The following is a 19,394-nucleotide window of genomic DNA, read 5'->3' as shown; positions in this document are numbered from 1 at the left end:
AGAAAACCGTTGGGTTAGTGAGTAACGTGGGCGCGCGCAGCGCCGCCTGAAGAATGACTGCTGTGTCACGAGCGCCGAATGTGCGAGGTGACGGATTCCAGATGCACCACTACCGGGACTGTGCGGGGGACCCACTTAAGAATTAGCGGTTTGAGCCGCTTTCTCTTGCTTACTTCTCTTTGCGGCCGGCAAAGAGAAGTAAGTTGTAGTGGTCCAATGGCTCTGGACACCTCTAAAGGGGATAATTCTCCAACTGAGGTGAGAGACATGGGCAGACGGAACCTGACTGACGAATTCAAGGCAGAGGCAGTGCAACTGGTGGTTGGGCAGGGTTATTCGATCACCAGGGCTTGCGAGGCGCTGGGCGTGGGCGACTCGGCTTTGCGGCGCTGGGTGGCGCAGTGGCGTGCGCAGCAGGCTGAGCCGCCACGCAGCGACATGCAGATCCAGCGCGACCAGCGACGCATCCGTGAGCTGGAAGCGCGCGTGATGGAGCTTGAGCGGGAGCGCGAGATACTAAAAAAGTCTACGGCCTTCTTCGTCAAGGAAATGGATCGCTCCTCGAAGTGATCCGTTCGCTGAAGAAGGCCTGGCCGGTGAGTCTGATGTGCCGTTTGCTGAAAGTGCCGCGAAGCAGCTATTACGCCTTTGCTGCGCGGCCACGCAAACCAGTCGCATCGCCTCCACTGCTGAAGGCCGTGCGTCAGATTCACAGCGAAAGCCGCAGCAGTTACGGCAGTCGCCGGATGGCGCAGGCACTGCAGCAGCAGGGTTACGCGATCGGACGCTACCGGGCGCGTTCGCTGATGCGCGAGGCGCAACTGGCTGTGGCCAGGCGGCGAACGCACCGGTACCGCAAGGCCGGGGGTGAAGCCCTGATTGCACCTAACCTGCTTGAGCGGCAATTCGAGCCGGGCGCGATCAACCGGGTATGGGCGGGCGATATCACGTATGTGAGAACGCGTCAGGGGTGGTCCTATCTGGCCATCGTGATGGATCTGCACTCGCGCCGCATCGTAGGCTGGGCGTTCGCCTTGCAGGCGGATACGGAACTGGTCATCCAGGCGCTACAGCAGGCCCGGCAGAAGCGGCGCCCGGCAGCGGGGCTGATGTTCCACTCCGATCAGGGCTGCCAGTACACGAGCGAGCGCTTTGTGAGCGATCTGAAGGCGAACGGGATCGTCCAGAGCATGAGCAGAAAGGGCAATTGCTGGGACAACGCGGTGGTCGAGCGCTTCTTCAGAAGCCTGAAAAGTGAATGGATTGGCGAACAGGAATACGGCAGCCACGAAGTCGCCCGCCGCGACATCGCGGGCTACATCGCAGACTTCTACAACTACCGGCGCATTCATTCGGCGGCAAACAATTTGCCTCCAGTGCGATACGAAACTTCGATTTATTGAAAAACCTCTTTGTGGGTGTCCAAAGAGGCTTGACCACTACAAGTGCCGCCCCGCACAGGGGCAACGCCAATAGACCACTATGAATTCAAGGAAAGGCCAACACCCCAAAAAACACAGAAAAAAACGACTACAAAACCATCAAAAAACCCACGCCGCAGGCCAAAAAAAACCCACGGCGCGAGCCCAAAAAACCCAAACTCACTTCCGCAAGGAATCCAGATCAATCACAAACCGATACTTAACATCACTCTTGAGCATCCGTTCATAAGCCTCATTGATCCCCTGCATAGCAATCAACTCAATATCAGAAGTAATCCCGTGCTCCCCGCAGAAATCCAGCATTTCCTGCGTCTCAGCAATCCCACCAATCAACGACCCGGCCAACCGGCGACGCTTCATAATCAGATTGAACACCTGCGGCGACGGATGATCGTGCTCCGGTGCGCCGACCAGCGTCATGGTCCCATCCCGCTTGAGCAGATTCAAAAACGGATTCAGGTCATGCGGGGCGGCAACCGTATTCACAATCAGATCGAAGCTGTTCAAATGCGCTTCCATCTCCTCAGCTTTTTTCGAAATCACGACCTCATGCGCGCCCAGCCGCTTCGCGTCTTCGATCTTCGACGGCGACGTGGTGAACAGCACGACATGCGCACCCATCGCACGCGCGAGCTTCACACCCATATGCCCCAGGCCGCCGAGGCCGACAATGCCGACCTTCTTGCCAGGACCCGCGCCCCAGGTCCGCAACGGCGAATAAGTCGTGATGCCGGCGCACAGCAACGGCGCCACGCCGGCCGGGTCGAGATTCTCCGGCACACGCAGCGTGAACGCTTCGTCCACGACGAGTTGCGTGGAATAGCCGCCGTAAGTGATCTGACCGTCGACCCGGTCGACACCGTTATACGTGCCGACAAAACCGTTCTCGCAATACTGTTCTAAACCTTCCTCGCAACTCGCACACGTGCGGCACGAGTCGACCAGACAGCCGACGCCAACCAGATCGCCCGCTTTGTATTTCGTCACGTCAGAGCCGACCGCGGTCACGCGGCCGACGATTTCATGGCCCGGCACGACCGGAAAAGTCGTGTTCTTCCATTCGTTGCGCGCCTGATGCAGATCGGAATGGCACACACCGCAAAACAGTACTTCCATCTGCACGTCATGGGCGCGCAGTTCACGGCGCTGGAATTCGAACGGGGCGAGCGGCGCGGTAGCGTCGGTCGCTGCATAGGCGTAAGTCGTGCTCATGGGTAGCTCCAGCAAAGAGGGTGAAGTCGCAAGTCGCAAGGCGCCGGCGATGGGCGACGCACGTCGCCGATGTGGCCAACCTCGTCATGAACCGGGATCACGGCGCGAGCGGTGGCTGCCAAATTCGTCAAGCTGGAATTGGCAACCGAGCCCGGCGCAGCGCGGAATAGGATGATCCGGCAGGGTTCCCATGATAGGAGGGGCAAGCGACCCAGGGAATACCTGAATGTCTTGAAGATTTGCCTAAAACTCCTGGCGAGGAGCGCGATAGGTCGTTTGGTGCTAAATTTCAAGCATTATTCTCTTGCACGTCACTATACCGTCATGTCAACCCGTTCCGCTGAACCCGTCCCGGTCGATCCCGCCCAGCAGCGCGTGCTCGAATTATTCGACGTGCTCGCGCCCACCCCGGGCCTCACCCGCACGAGCCTCGAAGGCGTCAACCTGATGCGCGCGAATAAGCCCATGCCGCGTATGCCTGTCATGTACGAGCCGAGCATCGTGATCGTCTGTCAGGGCCGCAAGCGCGGCTTTCTCGGCGATCAGGTGTTCCAGTACGACGCGCAGCAGTACCTGGTGCTCTCGGTGCCCTTGCCGTTCGAATGCGAGACCGAGGCGAGCCCGGAAGAGCCGTTTCTCGCCATCTCCGTGCGTGTCGATCTGACCATGGTGGCCGAATTGCTGATGGCGCTGAGCGAAACGCAGGGCGCCGCGCAGCACGACCCCGTCGGGATCTATTCGACACCGCTCGATCCGGCGCTCGGCAATGCGGTACAACGTCTGATGGACGCCTTGGCTGCGCCGCTCGACGCGCGCATTCTCGCGCCCGGCGTGGTGCGCGAAATCTGTTATCGCGTGTTGACCGGCGAGCAGGGTGACGCGATTCGCGCGGCGCTCACGCATCAGAATCATTTCGGCCGCATTGCCAAGGCGCTGCGGCGAATTCATGCGGATTACCACGGCGTGCTCGACGTCGATACCCTCGCGTCCGAAGCGGGCATGAGCCTCGCCGTGTTTCATGCGCAGTTCAAAGCCGTCACGGCGACTTCGCCGATGCAATACGTGAAGACCACGCGTTTGCATCATGCGCGTTTGCTGATGGTGCAGGATGGTTTGAATGCGGGAGCAGCCGCGGCGCGCGTCGGTTATGAAAGCGCGTCGCAATTCAGCCGCGAGTTCAAGCGGCTGTTCGGCCTGAGTCCGGTTGACGAAGTGAAGCGCATGCGCGCCGTCTACGATGCGCCACCGCCGCGCGTGGTCAAGCCGGTGGCGCGTTATGTCACCGCCGTGTGAACGGGCGAATAAGCGGCGTTACAAACCGCTGAACCAGTTGTACCCCTGGTCTTCCCAATAGCCGCCGGGGTTCGTGTTGGTCACGAAGATCGCCGCGATATGCTTGGGATTCTTGAAGCCGAGTTTGGTTGGCACGCGCAGCTTCAGCGGGTAGCCGTATATGGCCGGCAGCGGCTCATTGCGGAAATCGAGCGTGAGCTGCGTCTGCGGATGCAGGGCCGTTGCCATGTCCAGGCTGGAGTAGTAACGATCCGCGCATTTGAAGCCGACATAGCGCGCGTTCAGATCCGCGCCGATGCGCTCCAGAAACGTGCGAAACGGTACGCCGCGCCATTGCCCGATCGCGCTCCATCCTTCGATGCAGATGTGCCGCGTGATCTGCGAAGCCTGCGGCAATGCGCGCAACTGATCGAGATTCCAGGTGCGCTTGTCCGACACGAGCCCCGACACTTCCAGTTGATACGTGGAGCCGTCGATGTCCGGCGCGTCGAACTCCGGATAAAAAGCATTGAACGGGAACGGGTCGGTGATCTCGCGTGCCGAATAGGTGGGCGCCAGCTTGTTGCGGTCGAACAGCCAGCCCTGCACACGATCGTTCCAGCGCGACATGGCCCACAGCACCTTGTCGACCGAATCGCCGTCCTGCATGTTGCAGCCAGAGAGCATCGCCAGCGCGCCGATGGAAAGCGACGAGCGCAGGAACAGGCGCCGTTGCAGCCGCTCGATTTGCGGCTGATGATCAGCGAGGACGATGCGGGACCGGCGCGCGTCGTCGTTGGGTTTAAATATGCTCATGCATGGCTCCCTTCATGGGTCGAATGCCGCGCTCGCCCGGTCAGCATCGGCAGCAAGGTGCGCGGCACGAGCAGCACCAGCGCCAGATGCACGACCACAAACCCGACGACGCCCGCCATCGCGATGAAATGCACGCGCCGCGCAAAGTCGAAGCCGCCGAATAGCGCGGTGAGCCACGAGAACTGCACCGGTTTCCAGATAGACAGGCCCGACGCCACCAGCAGCACGCCAAGACATAGGACGAGCAGATACAGCGCACGCTGCACCGCGTTGTATTTGCCGGTATCGTGCGGCAACCTGAACTGCAGCGCGAGGCTTGCGTCATGCACCACGTCGCGCGGATGCACCGGCAACAGCTTGCGGCGGAAATGCCCACGCCCGATGCCATACGCGAGATACAGCAGCCCGTTCGCGCAGAGCAGCCACATCGCCGCGAAATGCCACGCGATCGAACCGCCCAGCCACCCGCCGACGGTCGCCCAAACCGGAAATCTGAACGGGAAAAACGGCGACGCGTTATAGATGGCCCACCCGCTCATCACCATGCAAACCATCGCGAAGGCGTTGATCCAGTGCGTGATTCGCACGACGAGCGGGTGAACGAGCAGGCGCTTTTGCGGTTCGGACATGGTGCAAGGATCGCGAGACGAACAGGAAATGGAAAGCCGCGTCATTGAAGAACGCGGCTACTCGAACAAACCGGATAAACAACCACGCCGTATTACATCGGCGGCGTCACGCCATGCTCGCCCGCGGAGATGAAGTTGGCCGCCATCGAGCCGTCGGCATCCTTGTGGGCGAACAGCACGACTTTCGCGCCCGGCACCAGCAGCGAACGGTCACCCGGTTCCAACGCGACGATAGGCACGTCTTGCGGAATCACGATTTTCTTTTCGCCGTCCTTGTACTTCACGGTGATCGTGCGGCCGTTGCTGACCACGAGCGAGCCCACGGTGCCGTTGGTCATCGAACTGTTGCCGCCGAGATCCCACGGACGGTGGCCTTCACCGGAGCCGCGCATGCTGGCCGGGAACACGTGCACTTCGAGTGCTTTCAGCGTGCCGTCCGCTTGCGGAATCGCGGCGGTGCCGACATAGCTGTCCGGCTTGATGTCGTTCACGTCGGCGAGTACGACGCCGCGAATCGGCGTGTCCTTGGCGAGCTTCACGTCGACGTCCTTGCCGTCGCGCGTGTGGACCTTGAGCAGATCGCCCGACAGCGACGTCACCGTGCCGCGTACACCGGTAGGCATGGCGTTCTGGGCCTGTGCGGCCGGTCCGGCGGCGAGGAAGGCGGCGGCGAGCGCGGGGGCGACGAAGGCGCGCAACGCGCGCGCGGAAACGATCTTCATGACAGCTCCAAGTGGTGAACGATGGGGACAGATTAGGCTCGGGATCGGCTCCGGCGAGTGACAGACGGATGACAAAAACGTCATGAATGGCGCGTAACAGCCACGTAAAATGGCTGCACATCCACGTCAAGGATTCAGCGAGCGGCAGAGCGACCCTCTGAGCCAATGCCGAATCGGAGCACCGCGCACCATGAGCATCCTCGTCATCGAAGACGATCCAAAAACCGGCGACTACCTGAAGAAGGGCCTGCGCGAGAGCGGCTATGCGGTCGATCTCGCGCGCACCGGCACGGACGGCCTGCACATGGCGCTCGAAAATGCTTACGACCTCGTGGTGCTGGATGTGATGCTGCCCGGTATCGACGGCTGGGAAATCATGCGCGCGCTGCGGGCGCGGCGCGATCTGCCGGTGATTTTCCTGACCGCGCGCGATCACGTCAGCGACCGTATTCGCGGTCTCGAACTCGGCGCGGACGATTATCTCGTCAAGCCGTTTTCGTTCACCGAACTGGTGCTGCGTATCCGCACACTGCTGCGCCGCGGCGTGGTCCGCGAAAGCGATGTCTTCGAGATCGCCGACCTCAAGCTCGACGTACTGCGCCGCAAGGTGACGCGCGAAGGCGTGGAGATTCCGCTCACCAACAAGGAATTCATGCTGTTGCATCTGCTGGTGCGCCGCCAGGGCGAAGCGCTGTCGCGCACGCAGATCGCCTCCGAAGTGTGGGACATGAATTTCGACAGCGACACCAACGTGGTCGACGTGGCCATCAAACGGCTGCGCGCCAAGGTCGATCATCCGTTCGAAAAGAAGCTGATCCATACGGTGCGCAGCATCGGCTACACCTTCGGCGACAGCGCATGAAATTCTGGACCGGGCGCTCGCTCACCGCTCGCACCACGCTGCTATTCGCGTTGATCGCCTGCGTGGTGATCGGCACGCTAGGCGCGTATTTCTATCACTCCGCCGAAGTGTCGCTGCAGCGCCGCGCCGATGTGGTGCTGACGGGCCGCGTCGAGCATTTCAGCCGCATCGTGCGCAATCTCTATTCGGTCAGCGAATTGAAGAGCCGGCCGTTATTGTTCGAGACCATGCTTGGCGCGGAACAGGACGTGCTGCTGTTTCGCCGTCCGGGCGAAGCGCCGTTCATCGACGTGAACCCGGCGGGCGTGGCGGTGCCCGCGCTGCAAGCCGGCGTGGAGGGCCACTTGCCGACCTTTGCCGACATCCGCCAGACGCAGCTGGCCAACGGTGTGCCGGTGCATTGGGCGATCGCCACCGCCAAGGCGCGCGAGGACGGTACCGAAGTCGAAGTGATCGCCGGCCACCCGATGACGCAGGAAGTGCGCATGCTGGCCGCGTATCGCAACCGTATCGTGCTGGCCACGCTGACCGGCATGCTGGCCGCGACGCTGCTCGCCTGGTACGTGCTGCGCCGCGCGTTGCGCCCGGTTCGCGAGATTGCCACGCGGGCCGCGCAGATCAGCCCCACGAGCCTGTCCGTGCGGCTCGACAGCGAGGCGGCGCCGCTCGAATTGCGCCAGCTCACACACGCGTTCAACGCCATGCTCGACCGTCTCGCGGACGGTTATCAACGTCTCTCGCAGTTCTCCGCCGATCTGGCGCACGAGATCCGCACGCCGGTCGGCGCGCTGATCGGGCAGACCCAGGTGACGCTCGCGCGCACGCGCGAGCCCGACGAGTATCAACAGGTACTCGAATCGAATCTGGAAGAACTCAGCCGTCTGAGCCATATCGCGGAAAACATTCTGTTTCTCGCGCATGCGGACCATGCGGCGCTTTCAGTGGAACGCGAGCCGGTCGATCTGCGTGAGGAACTCGTCAGGATCGCAGACTATTTCGAAGGTCTCGCCGACGAACGGGGCATGCGCTTCGTGGTCGAGGCCGAAGGGGTGGCATCGGTCAATCCCATGCTGTGCCGTCGCGCGATCAACAACCTGGTCGTCAATGCCGTGCGTTACGGCGCGAGCGATACGGTGGTGCGTCTGCGTGGCACGCAGGATGAAGAGGGCGCCACCGTGGCGGTCGAAAACGACGGCGCGCCGATTCCCGAGGAGCAATTAGGCCGTCTGTTCGATCGTTTCTATCGCGGCGACGCGGCGCGCAGCGCGTTCACCGAGTCGAGCGGCCTGGGTCTCGCGATCGTCAAGGCGATCATGCATCTGCATGGCGGTACGGCACGCGTGGTGTGTCCGGCGCCGGGCATGGTGCGCTTCGAGTTGCGCTTTCCGGGCGCTTGAGTGGGGGTCGCCACGGCCGGGCGTTGCGGTTCACGACAGCACACGCAGAGCTTGTTGACGTCCGGATCGCGAAAGTACGCGCCGTAATAGTTCGCGTGGTCGTGCGGACGCAAACCCGGTGGCCGCTACGCGAGCGGCGGACTATACTTTTCGATAGCCTGGCGGTCCCGCATGTTTTCGTCACGCCTGGCGAAGCTTTGCACAACACACCTATCGCTCGAATCTCACAGCAGGAGTTCTGTCATGGTCAAGCTCGCTTTGTACGTTCGTCTCGAAGCCAAGCCCGGCAAGGAACAGGAGGTCGAAGCGTTTCTGCTCGGCGGCTTGCCGCTCGTCGAAGCGGAACCGGGCACCGTCGCGTGGTTCGGTTTGAAGCTGGGCCCGTCCACGTTCGGTATTTTCGACGCCTTTGCAGATGAAACCGGCCGTGACGCGCACCTGAACGGCAAGGTGGCGGCCGCGTTGATGGCGAAGGCCGGCGACTTGTTCGCTTCGCCGCCCACGATCGAAAAGGTCGACGTGCTGGCGGCCAAATTGCCGGGCTGAACGAGCGACTAACGGCGCGGTTGATAAGCGCGCCCTTCCGGTTTGCCGACACTGCAATGCGCAATACTGCGCTTGTCGTGCCGACGCCGCGCCGCGAGCCGGCGCGCCCGATCTTTCAGCCGCTGGTCGCGTCGGCCGCGTTCGCAGCCGGCTGGTTCGCGTAGGTCGCGCGCTTTTCCTCGTACATCAGCAGATCGGCGCGCTGCACGCCCGCTTCGAGCCGGTCGCCGCGCTGGCAGGTGGCCGCGCCCATCGAGAAGCTGAGCGGCGAGCCCGGATAGAACTGATTGTTCATCTCCACCAGTTGCCTGATCGCATCGACCATCGCGGTGCCGCCGCGCTCGTCGGTGTCCGGCATCAGGATCGCGAACTCGTCGCCGCCGATACGCGCCGCATGAAACGGCGTCTCGGTCGCTTTGGCGAGCACTTCGCCGGCGCGCCGCAAAAGTGCATCGCCCGCAGCGTGGCCGAGTTGGTCGTTCACGCGTTTCAAACCGTTCAGATCGGCCATGATGATCGTCACGGGCCACGGACCCTTGCGTTCGAGCCGGTTGAGTTCATCCACGTAGAAAGAGCGGTTGCGCAGTTTGGTCAGCACGTCGTGCTTGCCGAGGAACTCGAGGTAGGCTTCGGCCTTCTTGCGCGCCGTGATGTCCGTGAGCGCCACCAACACCAGGTCCCACGTCTCCTCATGGCCCGGCAGCACCGAAAACTGCAGATGCACGTGCACCTCGCTGCCGTCGAGCGAATAGTTCAGCACTTCGCGCTGCTGGAACAGCTTGCCGTCCCACAGATCGACCAGCTGCTCGCGGAAATGCGGACGCATGTCGTCACGGAACACGTCGGCGAGATGCGCCAGCAGCGTTTTCTTGTCTTTCGCCGCGAACATGTCCAGCGTGTGCTGATTCACGTCGAGCACGTGGATTTCCTGCATGCAGCGCTCGACGAACTCGGGATGCACATCCGTGAACACGCGGAAATCGTTGATGCCAGCCGCGCGCGCTTCGTCGAGCAGACGCTTGACCGCGCTGAAATCCTCCACCCAGAGCGATACCGGCGAATACTCGAACAGGCCGCGTACATACTGCTCGGCAAGCGTCACGCGATGCCGCGCGCCTTCCAGTTCCGTTATGTCTTCGACCGACACCAGCACGCGGTCCCAGCGCGCCTCGTGGCCGGGCAGCACGGCGCCCTTGAGCAGCACGTCGAGCCGCCGTCCGCCGAGCGTGTAGTTGACCGTCTGGCTGGTGAACTGCGCTTGCCCGGCCCACAACTGGCACAACTCTTCGAGGTGAGTCTTGAGCATGTCGTCGCGGAACACCGAGGCGAGATTGCCGGTGAGCGCCTCCAGATCGGCAGCCTCGAATTGCGTCAGCGTCTTCTGATTGACCTTGATGACGCGGATGCTGTGCGCGCATTGCGCGACGCAGTCGGGATTGGCAGCGAAATGCGCGCGCAGATCGGTTACGCCGTCCGCCCGCCATGCGTCGAACAGGTCGCGCACGCCGCTGAAGTCTTCGAGCCAGAGCGAGACGGGCGCGAGTTCGAACATCTCGGAATCGTCGTTGGCGGGCGCGGGGCCGCGCGGGAGGATGTCCAGCATGAGGTTCTCAGGATCGGAAGTGCCGCTATTTTAAGTCGGGTTGGACTATGGCCGAAAAGAAAGACCGGTTGGGCATCGTTTTTTATGGCGGCCTTTCCAACAAGATAACGGCGGGCCTGCGATGGACTTGAGGCAGGAGGATCGCGCGCGGCGGGGCATCCAGCCCTTCGGACGCTTGCCAGCAAGCCTTCTGGAGCCTTGTTACACTCGCCTGAAAACTATCCGGTCCATCCACGTAGCCAACAATAATGCCGCCATGAAGCCATCCCTGCTGGTTCTGATCCACCTCAACGACACAAGCCGCGCCCGTATCGAGGCCGCGTTCGATGTCGTCTACGCACCCGACGCCATCAACCAAGCCGCCGCGATCGACACACACGGCAAGACGATTCGCGCGGTGCTGACCAACGGCACGACCGGTTTGAGCGCCGCGGACATCGACCGGATGCCGCAACTCGAACTGCTCAGCGCGCTGGGTGCCGGCTATGAGAATCTCGCCGTCGACCATGCCCGCTCGCGCGGTATCGTGCTCATCAACGGCGCGGGCACCAACGATCATTGCGTGGCCGATCACGCGTTCGCCTTGCTGCTCGCGGTGGTGCGCGACGTGCCGCAGCTCGATCAGGCCACACGCGAAGGCGTCTGGCGCGACACGCTGCCGATGCGCCCGAACGTCTCCGGCAAGCGCCTCGGCATTGTCGGGCTCGGCAACATCGGCGAGAAGGTCGCGCGCCGCGGCGCGGGCTTCGAGATGCAGATCGGCTATCACAACCGCAAACCGCGTGAAGGCTCGCCACATCAGTACTTCGGGAGTGTGGAAGGGCTCGCGCGCTGGAGCGACTTTTTGATCGTCGCGACGCCGGGTGGTGCGGGTACGCGTCATCTGATCGGCGCGGCGGTGTTCGAGGCGCTCGGTCCGCAAGGCTTCGTGGTCAACGTTTCGCGCGGCAGCGTGCTCGATACCGCGGCGCTAGCCCAGGCGCTCACAACCGGGACGATTGCGGGCGCCGCGCTCGACGTCTACGAGGGCGAGCCGAATCCGCCCGAGGCCTTACTGAGGTTGCGCAACGTAGTGCTGACGCCGCACGTGGGCGGCCGCTCGCCGGAAGCGATCACGGCCTCGGTCGACAACTTTTTGAGCAACGCCAGGCGGCATTTTGCGGGCGAGCCGGTGTTGACGCCGATCTGACTCCGGCAGCAAGCGCGACCCGCGGCTACTTTTCTTCGTTGCCGCCAAAGCCGACGCGTCATCGAAAGCCAAACGGAAACTATCGGCACGACGGATAGTTTCTCTCGAAAATGGCGATTTCCCTTGTGAGGCGACGGCGCTTAGGATGGGCGGTATCGCTCACTACCGCTTCGGCCCAGCCGGAGCAGCGACGGAGATCACGCATGGAACACCACGCCCGCACGCAGGACGAACGGCTCGACATCAAGACGACCACTTGCTACATGTGCGCCTGCCGTTGCGGCATTCGTGTGCATCTGCGCGAAGGCGAGGTGCGCTACATCGACGGCAATCCGGAGCATCCGCTCAACCAGGGCGTGATCTGCGCCAAGGGCGCCTCCGGCATCATGAAGCAGTACTCGCCCGCGCGCCTCACTCAACCGTTGATGCGCAAGCCGGGCGCGGAGCGCGGCAGCGCGCAGTTCGAACCGGTGTCGTGGGAACACGCGTTCGACGTGCTCGAAAAGCGCCTCGGCCACATTCGCGCCACCGACCCGAAAAAATTCGCGCTCTTCACGGGCCGCGACCAGATGCAGGCGCTGACCGGCCTCTTCGCCAAACAGTTCGGTACGCCTAATTACGCGGCGCACGGCGGCTTCTGCTCGGCCAACATGGCGGCGGGCATGATCTATACGATCGGCGGCTCGTTCTGGGAATTCGGCGGGCCGGACCTCGACAGCGCCAAGCTCTTCTTCATGATCGGCACGGCGGAAGACCATCACTCGAATCCGCTGAAGATCGCCATTTCGAAGTTCAAGCGCGCGGGCGGCCGGTTCATCGCGATCAATCCGATCCGCACCGGCTACGCGGCGATCGCCGACGAATGGGTGCCGATCAAACCCGGCACCGACGGCGCGCTCTTCATGGCGTTCCTGCACGAACTGATTGCCGCCGACGCGTGGGATCACGAATTCGTACGCCGCTACACCAACGCGGCGGAACTCGTCGATCTCGACGAAGCCGGCGAAAACTTCGGCCTGTTCGTGCGCGACCCCGAACGCCCGGTCGGCAATCCGCTGTTTCCGCAAAATCATCTCTGGTGGGACGCAAAAGCCGCGCGCGCCGTGCCGCATCACACGCCCGGCGTCGATCCCGCGCTCGACGGCCGCTATACGCTCGACGACGGCACGCCGGTCACGCCGTCGTTCGCCTTGCTGCGCGAACGCGTGGCCGATTGCACGCCCGAGTGGGCCGCTAACATCACCGGCATTGCGGCGGACACGATTCGCCGCCTCGCCGGTGAAATGATCCAGACGAGCCGCGCTCACCGCATCACGTTGCCGATCCGCTGGACCGACGCGTGGGGCGAGACGCACGAAACGGTCACTGGCAACCCGGTCGCCTTCCACGCCATGCGCGGCCTCGCGGCGCACTCCAACGGCTTCCAGTCGATCCGCGCGCTGGCCGTGCTGATGTCGCTTCTCGGCACGATCGACACGCCCGGCGGGTTTCGTCACAAGTCGCCGTTTCCGCGCGCCGTGCCGCCGTCGGCGAAACCGCCTAACAGCCCCGACGCCGTCAAGCCGAACACGCCGCTCGCCACCGGCCCGCTCGGCTGGCCCGCCGCGCCCGAGGATCTGTTCATCGACGATCAGGGCGGCCCGGTGCGGATCGACAAGGCCTTCTCGTGGGAATATCCGCTGGCCGTGCATGGCCTGATGCACAGCGTGATTACCAACGCGTGGCGCGGCGATCCGTATCCCATCGACACGCTGATGATTTTCATGGCCAACATGGCGTGGAATTCGTCGATGAATACGATGAAAGTGCGCGAGATGCTCGCCGACAAGCACGCCAACGGCGAGTACAAGATTCCGTTCCTGGTGGTGTGCGACGCGTTCCAGTCGGAGATGACGGCGTTCGCCGATCTGATCTTGCCCGACACGACGTATCTGGAGCGGCACGACGCGATGTCGATGCTCGACCGGCCAATCTCCGAATTCGACGGCCCCGTGGATTCGGTACGCGTGCCGGTCGTGCCGCCTACCGGCGAATGCAAGCCGTTCCAGGAAGTGCTGATCGAACTCGCGTCGCGTTTGAAGTTTCCTGCGTTCACGACCGCCGAGGGCGCACGGCGTTATCGCGACTATCCCGACTTCGTCGTCAACTTCACGACCTCGCCCGATTCCGGCGTGGGCTTTCTGATCGGCTGGCGCGGCAAGGACGGCGACAAGGCGCTGGTGGGCGAGCCCAATCCGCGGCAGTGGGAGCAGTATGCGGAGAACAATTGCGTGTTTCATTACCGGCTGCCCGAGACGCTGCAGTACATGCGCAATTGCAACGGGCCGTATCTAGAGTGGGCGGTCAAGTACGGCTTCCGCAAGTTCAGCGAGCCGATTCTGATTCAGCTTTATTCCGATGTGATGCAGAAATTCAGGCTCGCCGCGCAGGGTCGCACGAGCGGCAGGCAGCCGCCGGATCACTTGCGCGCGCGCGTCGAAAAATACTTCGATCCGCTGCCGTTCTGGTATGCGCCGCTCGAAAGCGCGGCGACCGACCTCGACCAGTTTCCGCTCGCCGCGGTGACCCAGCGGCCGATGGCGATGTACCACTCGTGGGACTCGCAAAACGCGTGGCTGCGGCAGATTCATGGCGAGAACTATCTGTACATGAATCCGTTGATGGCGGCCGAAAACGGTATCGCCGACGGCAGCTGGATCTATGCCGAATCGCAATGGGGCCGCGTGCGCTGCATGGCGCGCTTCAGCGAGACCGTCGAGCCGGGCACCGTATGGACGTGGAATGCGATCGGCAAGGCGTCGGGCGCATGGAACCTCGGCCCGGGCGCGAATGAATCGCAACGCGGTTTCCTGCTCAACCACCTCATCACCGACGAGCTGCCCGGCCGCGACGACGTGGCGCGACGCATGTCGAATTCGGATCCGGTGACGGGCCAGGCCGCCTGGTACGACGTGCGCGTGCGCATCTATCCGGCGGAAGCTGACGCGCGGCACACGTTGCCGCAATTCGCAGCGATGCCCGCGGTGCCGGGCGAGAACGGCGTGATCTCGCGGATCGTGCAGACCTATTTCGCGGGACGCGGGGAGTTCGCGGCGCGGCTGCGCGGCGCGACGGGGCGCAAATAACATCGGGACAGCCGCAAGGAGCCTTTGATGACACAGATGGCATTGGTAATCGACTTGAACGTGTGCGTGGGGTGCCATGCTTGCGTGACGAGTTGCAAGGAGTGGAACACGTCGGGTGAGTCGGGCAGTCTCGCCGATCTGAATCCGTATGACGCGAATCCGTCCGGCACTTTCTTCAACCGGGTGCAGAGTTTTGAAGCCGGCAGTTTTCCCAATGCCGAGACGATCCATTTTCCGAAGTCGTGCCTGCACTGCGAGGACCCGCCGTGCGTGCCGGTCTGTCCGACCGGCGCGAGCTATAAGCGCAAGGAAGACGGGCTCGTGCTGGTCGACTTCGACCGCTGTATCGGCTGCAAGTATTGTGCGTGGGCGTGTCCCTACGGCGCGCGCGAACTCGACGAAGCGCGCAAGGAGATGACGAAGTGCACGCTGTGCGTCGATCGGATCCACGATGAAAATCTGTCCGAGCGCGATCGACAGCCGGCCTGCGTGCTCGCGTGCCCGACCTCGGCGCGGCTGTTCGGCGATATTCATGATCCGGAGTCGGTGGTGTCGAAGGCCATCGAGGAGCGCGGCGGCTATCAGTTGATGCCCGAGTGGAACACGCGGCCCGCGAATCACTATTTGCCGCGCGTGCCGACCGAGGCCGCGGGCTGTGGCAGCGGTTCGTGCTCATGCAAATCGTCCGGCTCGGTAATGGAGCCTTCGCAGTCGCCGGAATCGCTCGATGCGCAACTCGAGCGCGGTGAGCTGCATCTTGCGTCGATGGCGACGCGCATCTAATGAACCGATAGGACCTCACAATGAATCCCGCATTCTCCGTGGTTTTTCTGACCACTTTGAGCGGCGCGGCGCAGGGCCTGCTGATCGCGCTCGTCGGCGTGGAAACCGCCGCGCATCTGGGTCTGCTCGCATCGCCCGCCGATGCGTTCTATATCACCGGCGCGGGTGTGTCGGTGGTGTTGGGCGGGCTCGGACTGATCGCGTCGTTCTTCCATCTCGGCCATCCCGAACGCGCATGGCGCGCGATCGCCATGTGGCGCACCTCCTGGTTGTCGCGCGAATGTCTGTGCCTGCCTGCGTTTCTCGCCTGCGCGTTTTTCTATGGCGTCGCGCACTGGTTCGGCTCGCCCTGGGCGCTCGCAATCGGCTGGCTCGGCGTGCTGGCGAGCGCGGCGCTGTTCGTCTGCACGGCGATGATCTACGCGTGTCTGCGCTTTCTGCAGGAGTGGGCGACGCCGCTCACGCTGGTGAACTTCGCGCTGCTCGGCTGCGCGTCGGGCTTTACCTTGGCGACAGCCTTGACCGCCTGGTTCGTGCCCGAGTTGACCGCGGGGCTGGCGGTTTGCGCATGCGTGTTGACGCTCGCGGGCTGCGTGAGCCGCTCGGCGTCGCTCGTGCGCAATGCGCGCTTGCGGCCGAAGTCGACGGTGCAGAGCGCCACCGGCATTCGCAATCCGAAGCTGGTGCAGGTGTCGCGCGGTTTTACCGCCGGTGCGTTCAATTTGCACGAGTTCTTTCACGGCAAATCGGCAGGCACGCTGCGCGGTGTCAAATGGGGCTTCCTCGCGGCAGCGTTCGTCGCGCCGATCGTGTTGATGGCGCTCGGCGCGAGCCTGCATTCGATCGGCGTTTCGCTCGGCTTGCTGGCCGCGGCGTGTCTCGTGCAATACGCTGGGCTGGTGGCGGAGCGCTGGTTTTTCTTTGCCGAAGCGAAGCATCCGCAGAATCTTTATTACGCGAGGGTTGGCTGAGCGGCGGGTTCGCGCCGCGCCGCACGATCAACCCGATCGCGAGGCGCAGCATCTACCCGCACGCACCCACCTCACCGCACGCGGTGCAGAAGTCGCACCCATCTTTGCGAATCACCGCATTCGCCCCGCATGACCCGCACTTGCGCCCGAGCATCGTATGCAGCCCTTGCGTTCCGCCGGGCTGGGTCAATGCGAGCGCATCGGCATCAGTTTCGACCGGATGCGGACGAATGCCGAAGTCCGCCGGCAACGCCGTCTCGGCCCGCATCTGTCCGCGCGGCAAACGCGCCAGCATGCGCGAGGGCACCTGGTTTCCTTCGGCATCGAGAAAACCACGCCTATGCAGAATCTGCTGGATCGCGAAGGCGAGGGCGGCCACCTCCGAATCGTGCCAGCGCGGCGTGCGGTGCCCATCGAGACGCTGGACCTCGCCGAGCCGGACCTGGCCGCGATCCCACGAGACCTTGCGCATGTCCTGCAGGTTACGCGCGACGAAACCGCCGCGCGCCGCCAACGACAGCGAACGCATCGTCGCCGTGATCCATTGCTGCGATTCGTCGCGCTGACCGGTCGGAATGAAGAACTCGATAGGCCGCTCGATGGTGACGTCTTCACCGCCCAGCCGTCCTGTGACCTCGATGAACGATACCGCCACATAAAGCGACTTCTTGCCCGCCTGCGTCAGATATTCGACCTTCTCGATGATCGCGGGCAGCTCGCCTTTGGGCCGATGATCGATCGCGATACGCAGCGGATCGAGATCGCTCTCGGTCAGCGTGTCGTCGGCTTGCGGCGGGCTCACGCTAAGCACCGCGCCGAGCGTTTCGTTGGGCCTGTAGGTAGCGAGACCCTTGAGGCCGTTTTTCCACGCGTCGAAGTAGAGGCTTTCGAACGCTTCGAACGGGTAGTCGCCAGGCACGTTCACCGTCTTCGAGATCGATGTGTCCACATACGGCTGCACGGCCGCCATCATGTCGAGATGGTCGCGCGCCGACATCTCCAGCGCGCTGACGAAATAGTCCGGCAGTTTGTTCGTGTCGCCACCCAACTCGCGATAAAGCCTGTACGCGTAGTCTTCGACGTCGAAGGATTCGCGGCCGCCGTCTGCCATGACCTTCATGCGCGTGTAGGTCCACGAGAAGGCCGGCTCGATGCCGTTCGACGCATTGTCCGCGAAGGCGAGGCTCACCGTCCCGGTCGGTGCGATGGAGAGAAGATGGCTGTTGCGAATGCCATCGCGGCGGATCGCCTCTTTGATGTCTTCGGGCAGGCGCGAGGCGAACGTGCCGGCTTCCAGATAACCCGCGGCGTCGAAGAGCGGGAACGCGCCGCGCTCGCGCGCCAGTTCCACGGACGCGCGATACGCTTCGTCGCGCATCAGTTGCGCGATGCGTACAGCGAAGTCGCGGCCTTCCTGCGAGTTGTAGCGCAGGCCGAGCATGACGAGCGTGTCGCCGAGGCCGGTGAAGCCCACGCCGATGCGCCGTTTGGCGTGCGACTCGTCGTATTGTTGCGGCAACGGCCACAGCGTGACATCGAGCACGTTGTCGAGAAAGCGCACCTGCGTGCGCGTGCGTTTGGCGAGGCCGTCCCAGTCGAACGAAGGCTTGCGGCCTTTCATCTGCGCGAACGGGTCGATCACGAAACGCGTGAGATTCAATGGCCCGAGGTTGCAGCAGCCATAGGCCGGCAGCGGTTGTTCGCCGCACGGATTGGTGGCGCGGATGGTTTCGACGGCGCGCAGATTGTTGTCCTCGTTCATGCGCGAGATGAACACAATGCCGGGTTCCGCGACGTCGTAAGTGGAGCGCATGATGCGATCCCAGATCGCGCGCGCTGGGCGTTCGCTGTAGACCCACAGACCGTCTTCGCGTTGCCGCACGTCGTCGGCCGCGCGCTGGGCCGGTGAAGGCTCGGCGCGATGCACGAGTTGCCAGGGCTGATCTTCTTCGACGGCGCGCATGAATTCATCGGTCACGCCGACCGAGACGTTGAAGTTGTTCCAGCGGCCTTTCGAATGCTTGGCCTCGATGAACTCGAGCAGGTCGGGGTGATTGCAGTCGAGCACGGCCATCTGCGCGCCGCGCCGCGAACCGGCGCTCTCGACCGTGCGGCACGACGCGTCGAACACATCCATATAGCTGCACGGACCGGAGGCGGACGAACTGGTGGTGTGAACGCGCGCGCCCTTGGGACGGATCGCCGAGAAGTTGTAGCCGACACCGCCGCCGCGGCGCATGGTTTCGGCCGCCTGCAGCAAGGCGACGTAAATGCCGGGCAGGCCTTGATCGTCGACGCCCTGAATCGCGTCGCCCACGGGCTGCACGAAGCAATTGATCAGTGTGGCCGCAATGCCGGTGCCCGCCGCGCTCATGATGCGGCCGGCGCCGAGCGCGCCGTGCCGCAGATTGTCCGCGAAGAGCGCCTCGACCGATTCGCGCAGCGCTTGCGGTTCGGCCTCGGCGACGCCGCGCGCGACGCGCCTGAAGACGTCGTCGGCCGATTGTTCATCGCCTTTCGCGTATTTCTCGAGCAGGACGTCGAGGGAGAATTGTTGCGGTGCGACGAGTGGAGCGGGAGGCGCGGGGGGCGCTATTTGCGCGCGGGTTTCCGGCGTGTCTTCGGCCATGGTATGCCCTCAATCGGCGCCGCAAGGGCACGGCGCGGTGGGTGGAAGTGCGGGTCACTATAGCGCCATGCGTGGAGCCGGCAGGATGACCTGGCGCAACGAGGTCCACCTTAACGCACGAGGCGAAGGGCCGCAATCAGAGGGTGTTTTACCCACGGCGCGGAGCGGGTCACGCGTTGCGCGTGCCGCTATGTGG

General features: G+C 63.3%; 15 protein-coding genes and 1 pseudogene. 9 read left to right on the top strand and 7 right to left on the bottom strand.

Annotation, left to right across the window (positions count from 1 at the left end):
- Positions 1-267: 267 nt before the first annotated feature.
- Positions 268-1,403, top strand: a protein-coding gene (locus RI103_RS27205) for an IS3 family transposase (protein WP_310812323.1) whose coding sequence is annotated in 2 segments (ribosomal slippage) — positions 268-526 and positions 526-1,403 — 1,137 coding nt in all. Because the reading frame shifts where the segments join, the coding sequence is not laid out codon by codon here.
- 198 nt (positions 1,404-1,601) lie between these two features.
- Here the strand turns inward: RI103_RS27205 and RI103_RS27200 are convergent.
- Positions 1,602-2,654, bottom strand: a complete 1,053-nt coding sequence (locus RI103_RS27200) for an NAD(P)-dependent alcohol dehydrogenase (protein ID WP_310815566.1) — start codon at positions 2,652-2,654, stop codon at positions 1,602-1,604.
- 324 nt (positions 2,655-2,978) lie between these two features.
- Between RI103_RS27200 and RI103_RS27195 the strand changes: the two genes are divergently transcribed.
- A complete protein-coding gene (locus RI103_RS27195) occupies positions 2,979-3,947 on the top strand; it encodes an AraC family transcriptional regulator (protein WP_310815565.1) in 969 nt (322 codons plus the stop codon).
- An 18-nt stretch (positions 3,948-3,965) separates the two neighbouring features.
- On the opposite strand, the gene RI103_RS27190 is transcribed toward RI103_RS27195, so the two are convergent.
- From RI103_RS27190 to RI103_RS27180, 3 genes are all read right to left on the bottom strand, one after another.
- Complete coding sequence (locus RI103_RS27190; protein ID WP_310815564.1) at positions 3,966-4,742, bottom strand: molybdopterin-dependent oxidoreductase; 777 nt, start codon at positions 4,740-4,742, stop codon at positions 3,966-3,968.
- Positions 4,739-5,371: a cytochrome b/b6 domain-containing protein gene (locus RI103_RS27185; protein WP_310815562.1), complete on the bottom strand. Its 633-nt coding sequence runs from the start codon at positions 5,369-5,371 to the stop codon at positions 4,739-4,741. Before RI103_RS27185 ends, RI103_RS27190 begins: the two co-directional genes overlap by 4 nt.
- 92 nt (positions 5,372-5,463) lie before the next feature.
- Positions 5,464-6,093, bottom strand: coding sequence for a hypothetical protein (locus tag RI103_RS27180; RefSeq protein ID WP_310815561.1), 630 nt, complete (start codon positions 6,091-6,093; stop codon positions 5,464-5,466).
- 190 nt (positions 6,094-6,283) lie between these two features.
- Between RI103_RS27180 and RI103_RS27175 the strand changes: the two genes are divergently transcribed.
- Positions 6,284-6,955 carry a heavy metal response regulator transcription factor gene (locus RI103_RS27175; RefSeq protein WP_310815559.1) on the top strand — a complete coding sequence of 224 codons (672 nt, stop codon included), beginning with the start codon at positions 6,284-6,286 and terminating at the stop codon, positions 6,953-6,955.
- Complete coding sequence (locus RI103_RS27170) at positions 6,952-8,352, top strand: heavy metal sensor histidine kinase (RefSeq protein WP_310815557.1); 1,401 nt, start codon at positions 6,952-6,954, stop codon at positions 8,350-8,352. The genes RI103_RS27175 and RI103_RS27170 overlap by 4 nt, the downstream gene beginning before the upstream one ends.
- Before the next feature lie 23 nt (positions 8,353-8,375).
- Here RI103_RS27170 and RI103_RS27165 read toward each other — a convergent pair.
- A pseudogene (locus tag RI103_RS27165) lies at positions 8,376-8,474 on the bottom strand (VOC family protein); the annotation flags it as partial.
- 121 nt (positions 8,475-8,595) lie between these two features.
- On the opposite strand from RI103_RS27165, the gene RI103_RS27160 reads away from it, so the two are divergent.
- Positions 8,596-8,898, top strand: coding sequence for an antibiotic biosynthesis monooxygenase (locus RI103_RS27160; RefSeq protein ID WP_310815555.1), 303 nt, complete (start codon positions 8,596-8,598; stop codon positions 8,896-8,898).
- Positions 8,899-9,013: 115 nt separating this feature from the next.
- Here the strand turns inward: RI103_RS27160 and RI103_RS27155 are convergent, their stop codons facing one another.
- Positions 9,014-10,501: a sensor domain-containing diguanylate cyclase gene (locus tag RI103_RS27155; RefSeq protein WP_310815553.1), complete on the bottom strand. Its 1,488-nt coding sequence runs from the start codon at positions 10,499-10,501 to the stop codon at positions 9,014-9,016.
- 256 nt (positions 10,502-10,757) lie between these two features.
- Between RI103_RS27155 and RI103_RS27150 the strand changes: the two genes are divergently transcribed.
- The 4 genes from RI103_RS27150 to RI103_RS27135 all read left to right on the top strand — a co-directional run bounded on the left by RI103_RS27150 (position 10,758) and on the right by RI103_RS27135 (position 16,569).
- Positions 10,758-11,690, top strand: a complete 933-nt coding sequence (locus tag RI103_RS27150) for a 2-hydroxyacid dehydrogenase (RefSeq protein WP_310815552.1) — start codon at positions 10,758-10,760, stop codon at positions 11,688-11,690.
- A 203-nt stretch (positions 11,691-11,893) separates the two neighbouring features.
- Positions 11,894-14,815: a molybdopterin-dependent oxidoreductase gene (locus RI103_RS27145; RefSeq protein WP_310815551.1), complete on the top strand. Its 2,922-nt coding sequence runs from the start codon at positions 11,894-11,896 to the stop codon at positions 14,813-14,815.
- A 27-nt stretch (positions 14,816-14,842) separates the two neighbouring features.
- Positions 14,843-15,598 carry a 4Fe-4S dicluster domain-containing protein gene (locus RI103_RS27140; RefSeq protein ID WP_310815550.1) on the top strand — a complete coding sequence of 252 codons (756 nt, stop codon included), beginning with the start codon at positions 14,843-14,845 and terminating at the stop codon, positions 15,596-15,598.
- A gap of 20 nt (positions 15,599-15,618) precedes the next feature.
- Positions 15,619-16,569: a DmsC/YnfH family molybdoenzyme membrane anchor subunit gene (locus RI103_RS27135; RefSeq protein WP_310815549.1), complete on the top strand. Its 951-nt coding sequence runs from the start codon at positions 15,619-15,621 to the stop codon at positions 16,567-16,569.
- A gap of 52 nt (positions 16,570-16,621) precedes the next feature.
- Here RI103_RS27135 and RI103_RS27130 read toward each other — a convergent pair whose 3' ends face one another.
- Positions 16,622-19,198: an adenosylcobalamin-dependent ribonucleoside-diphosphate reductase gene (locus tag RI103_RS27130; RefSeq protein ID WP_310815548.1), complete on the bottom strand. Its 2,577-nt coding sequence runs from the start codon at positions 19,196-19,198 to the stop codon at positions 16,622-16,624.
- Positions 19,199-19,394 lie beyond the last annotated feature (196 nt).

The organism is Paraburkholderia sp. FT54 (genome assembly GCF_031585635.1).
Taxonomy (GTDB): Bacteria; Pseudomonadota; Gammaproteobacteria; order Burkholderiales; family Burkholderiaceae; genus Paraburkholderia.
This window is presented reverse-complemented; position numbering and strand designations above follow the sequence as displayed.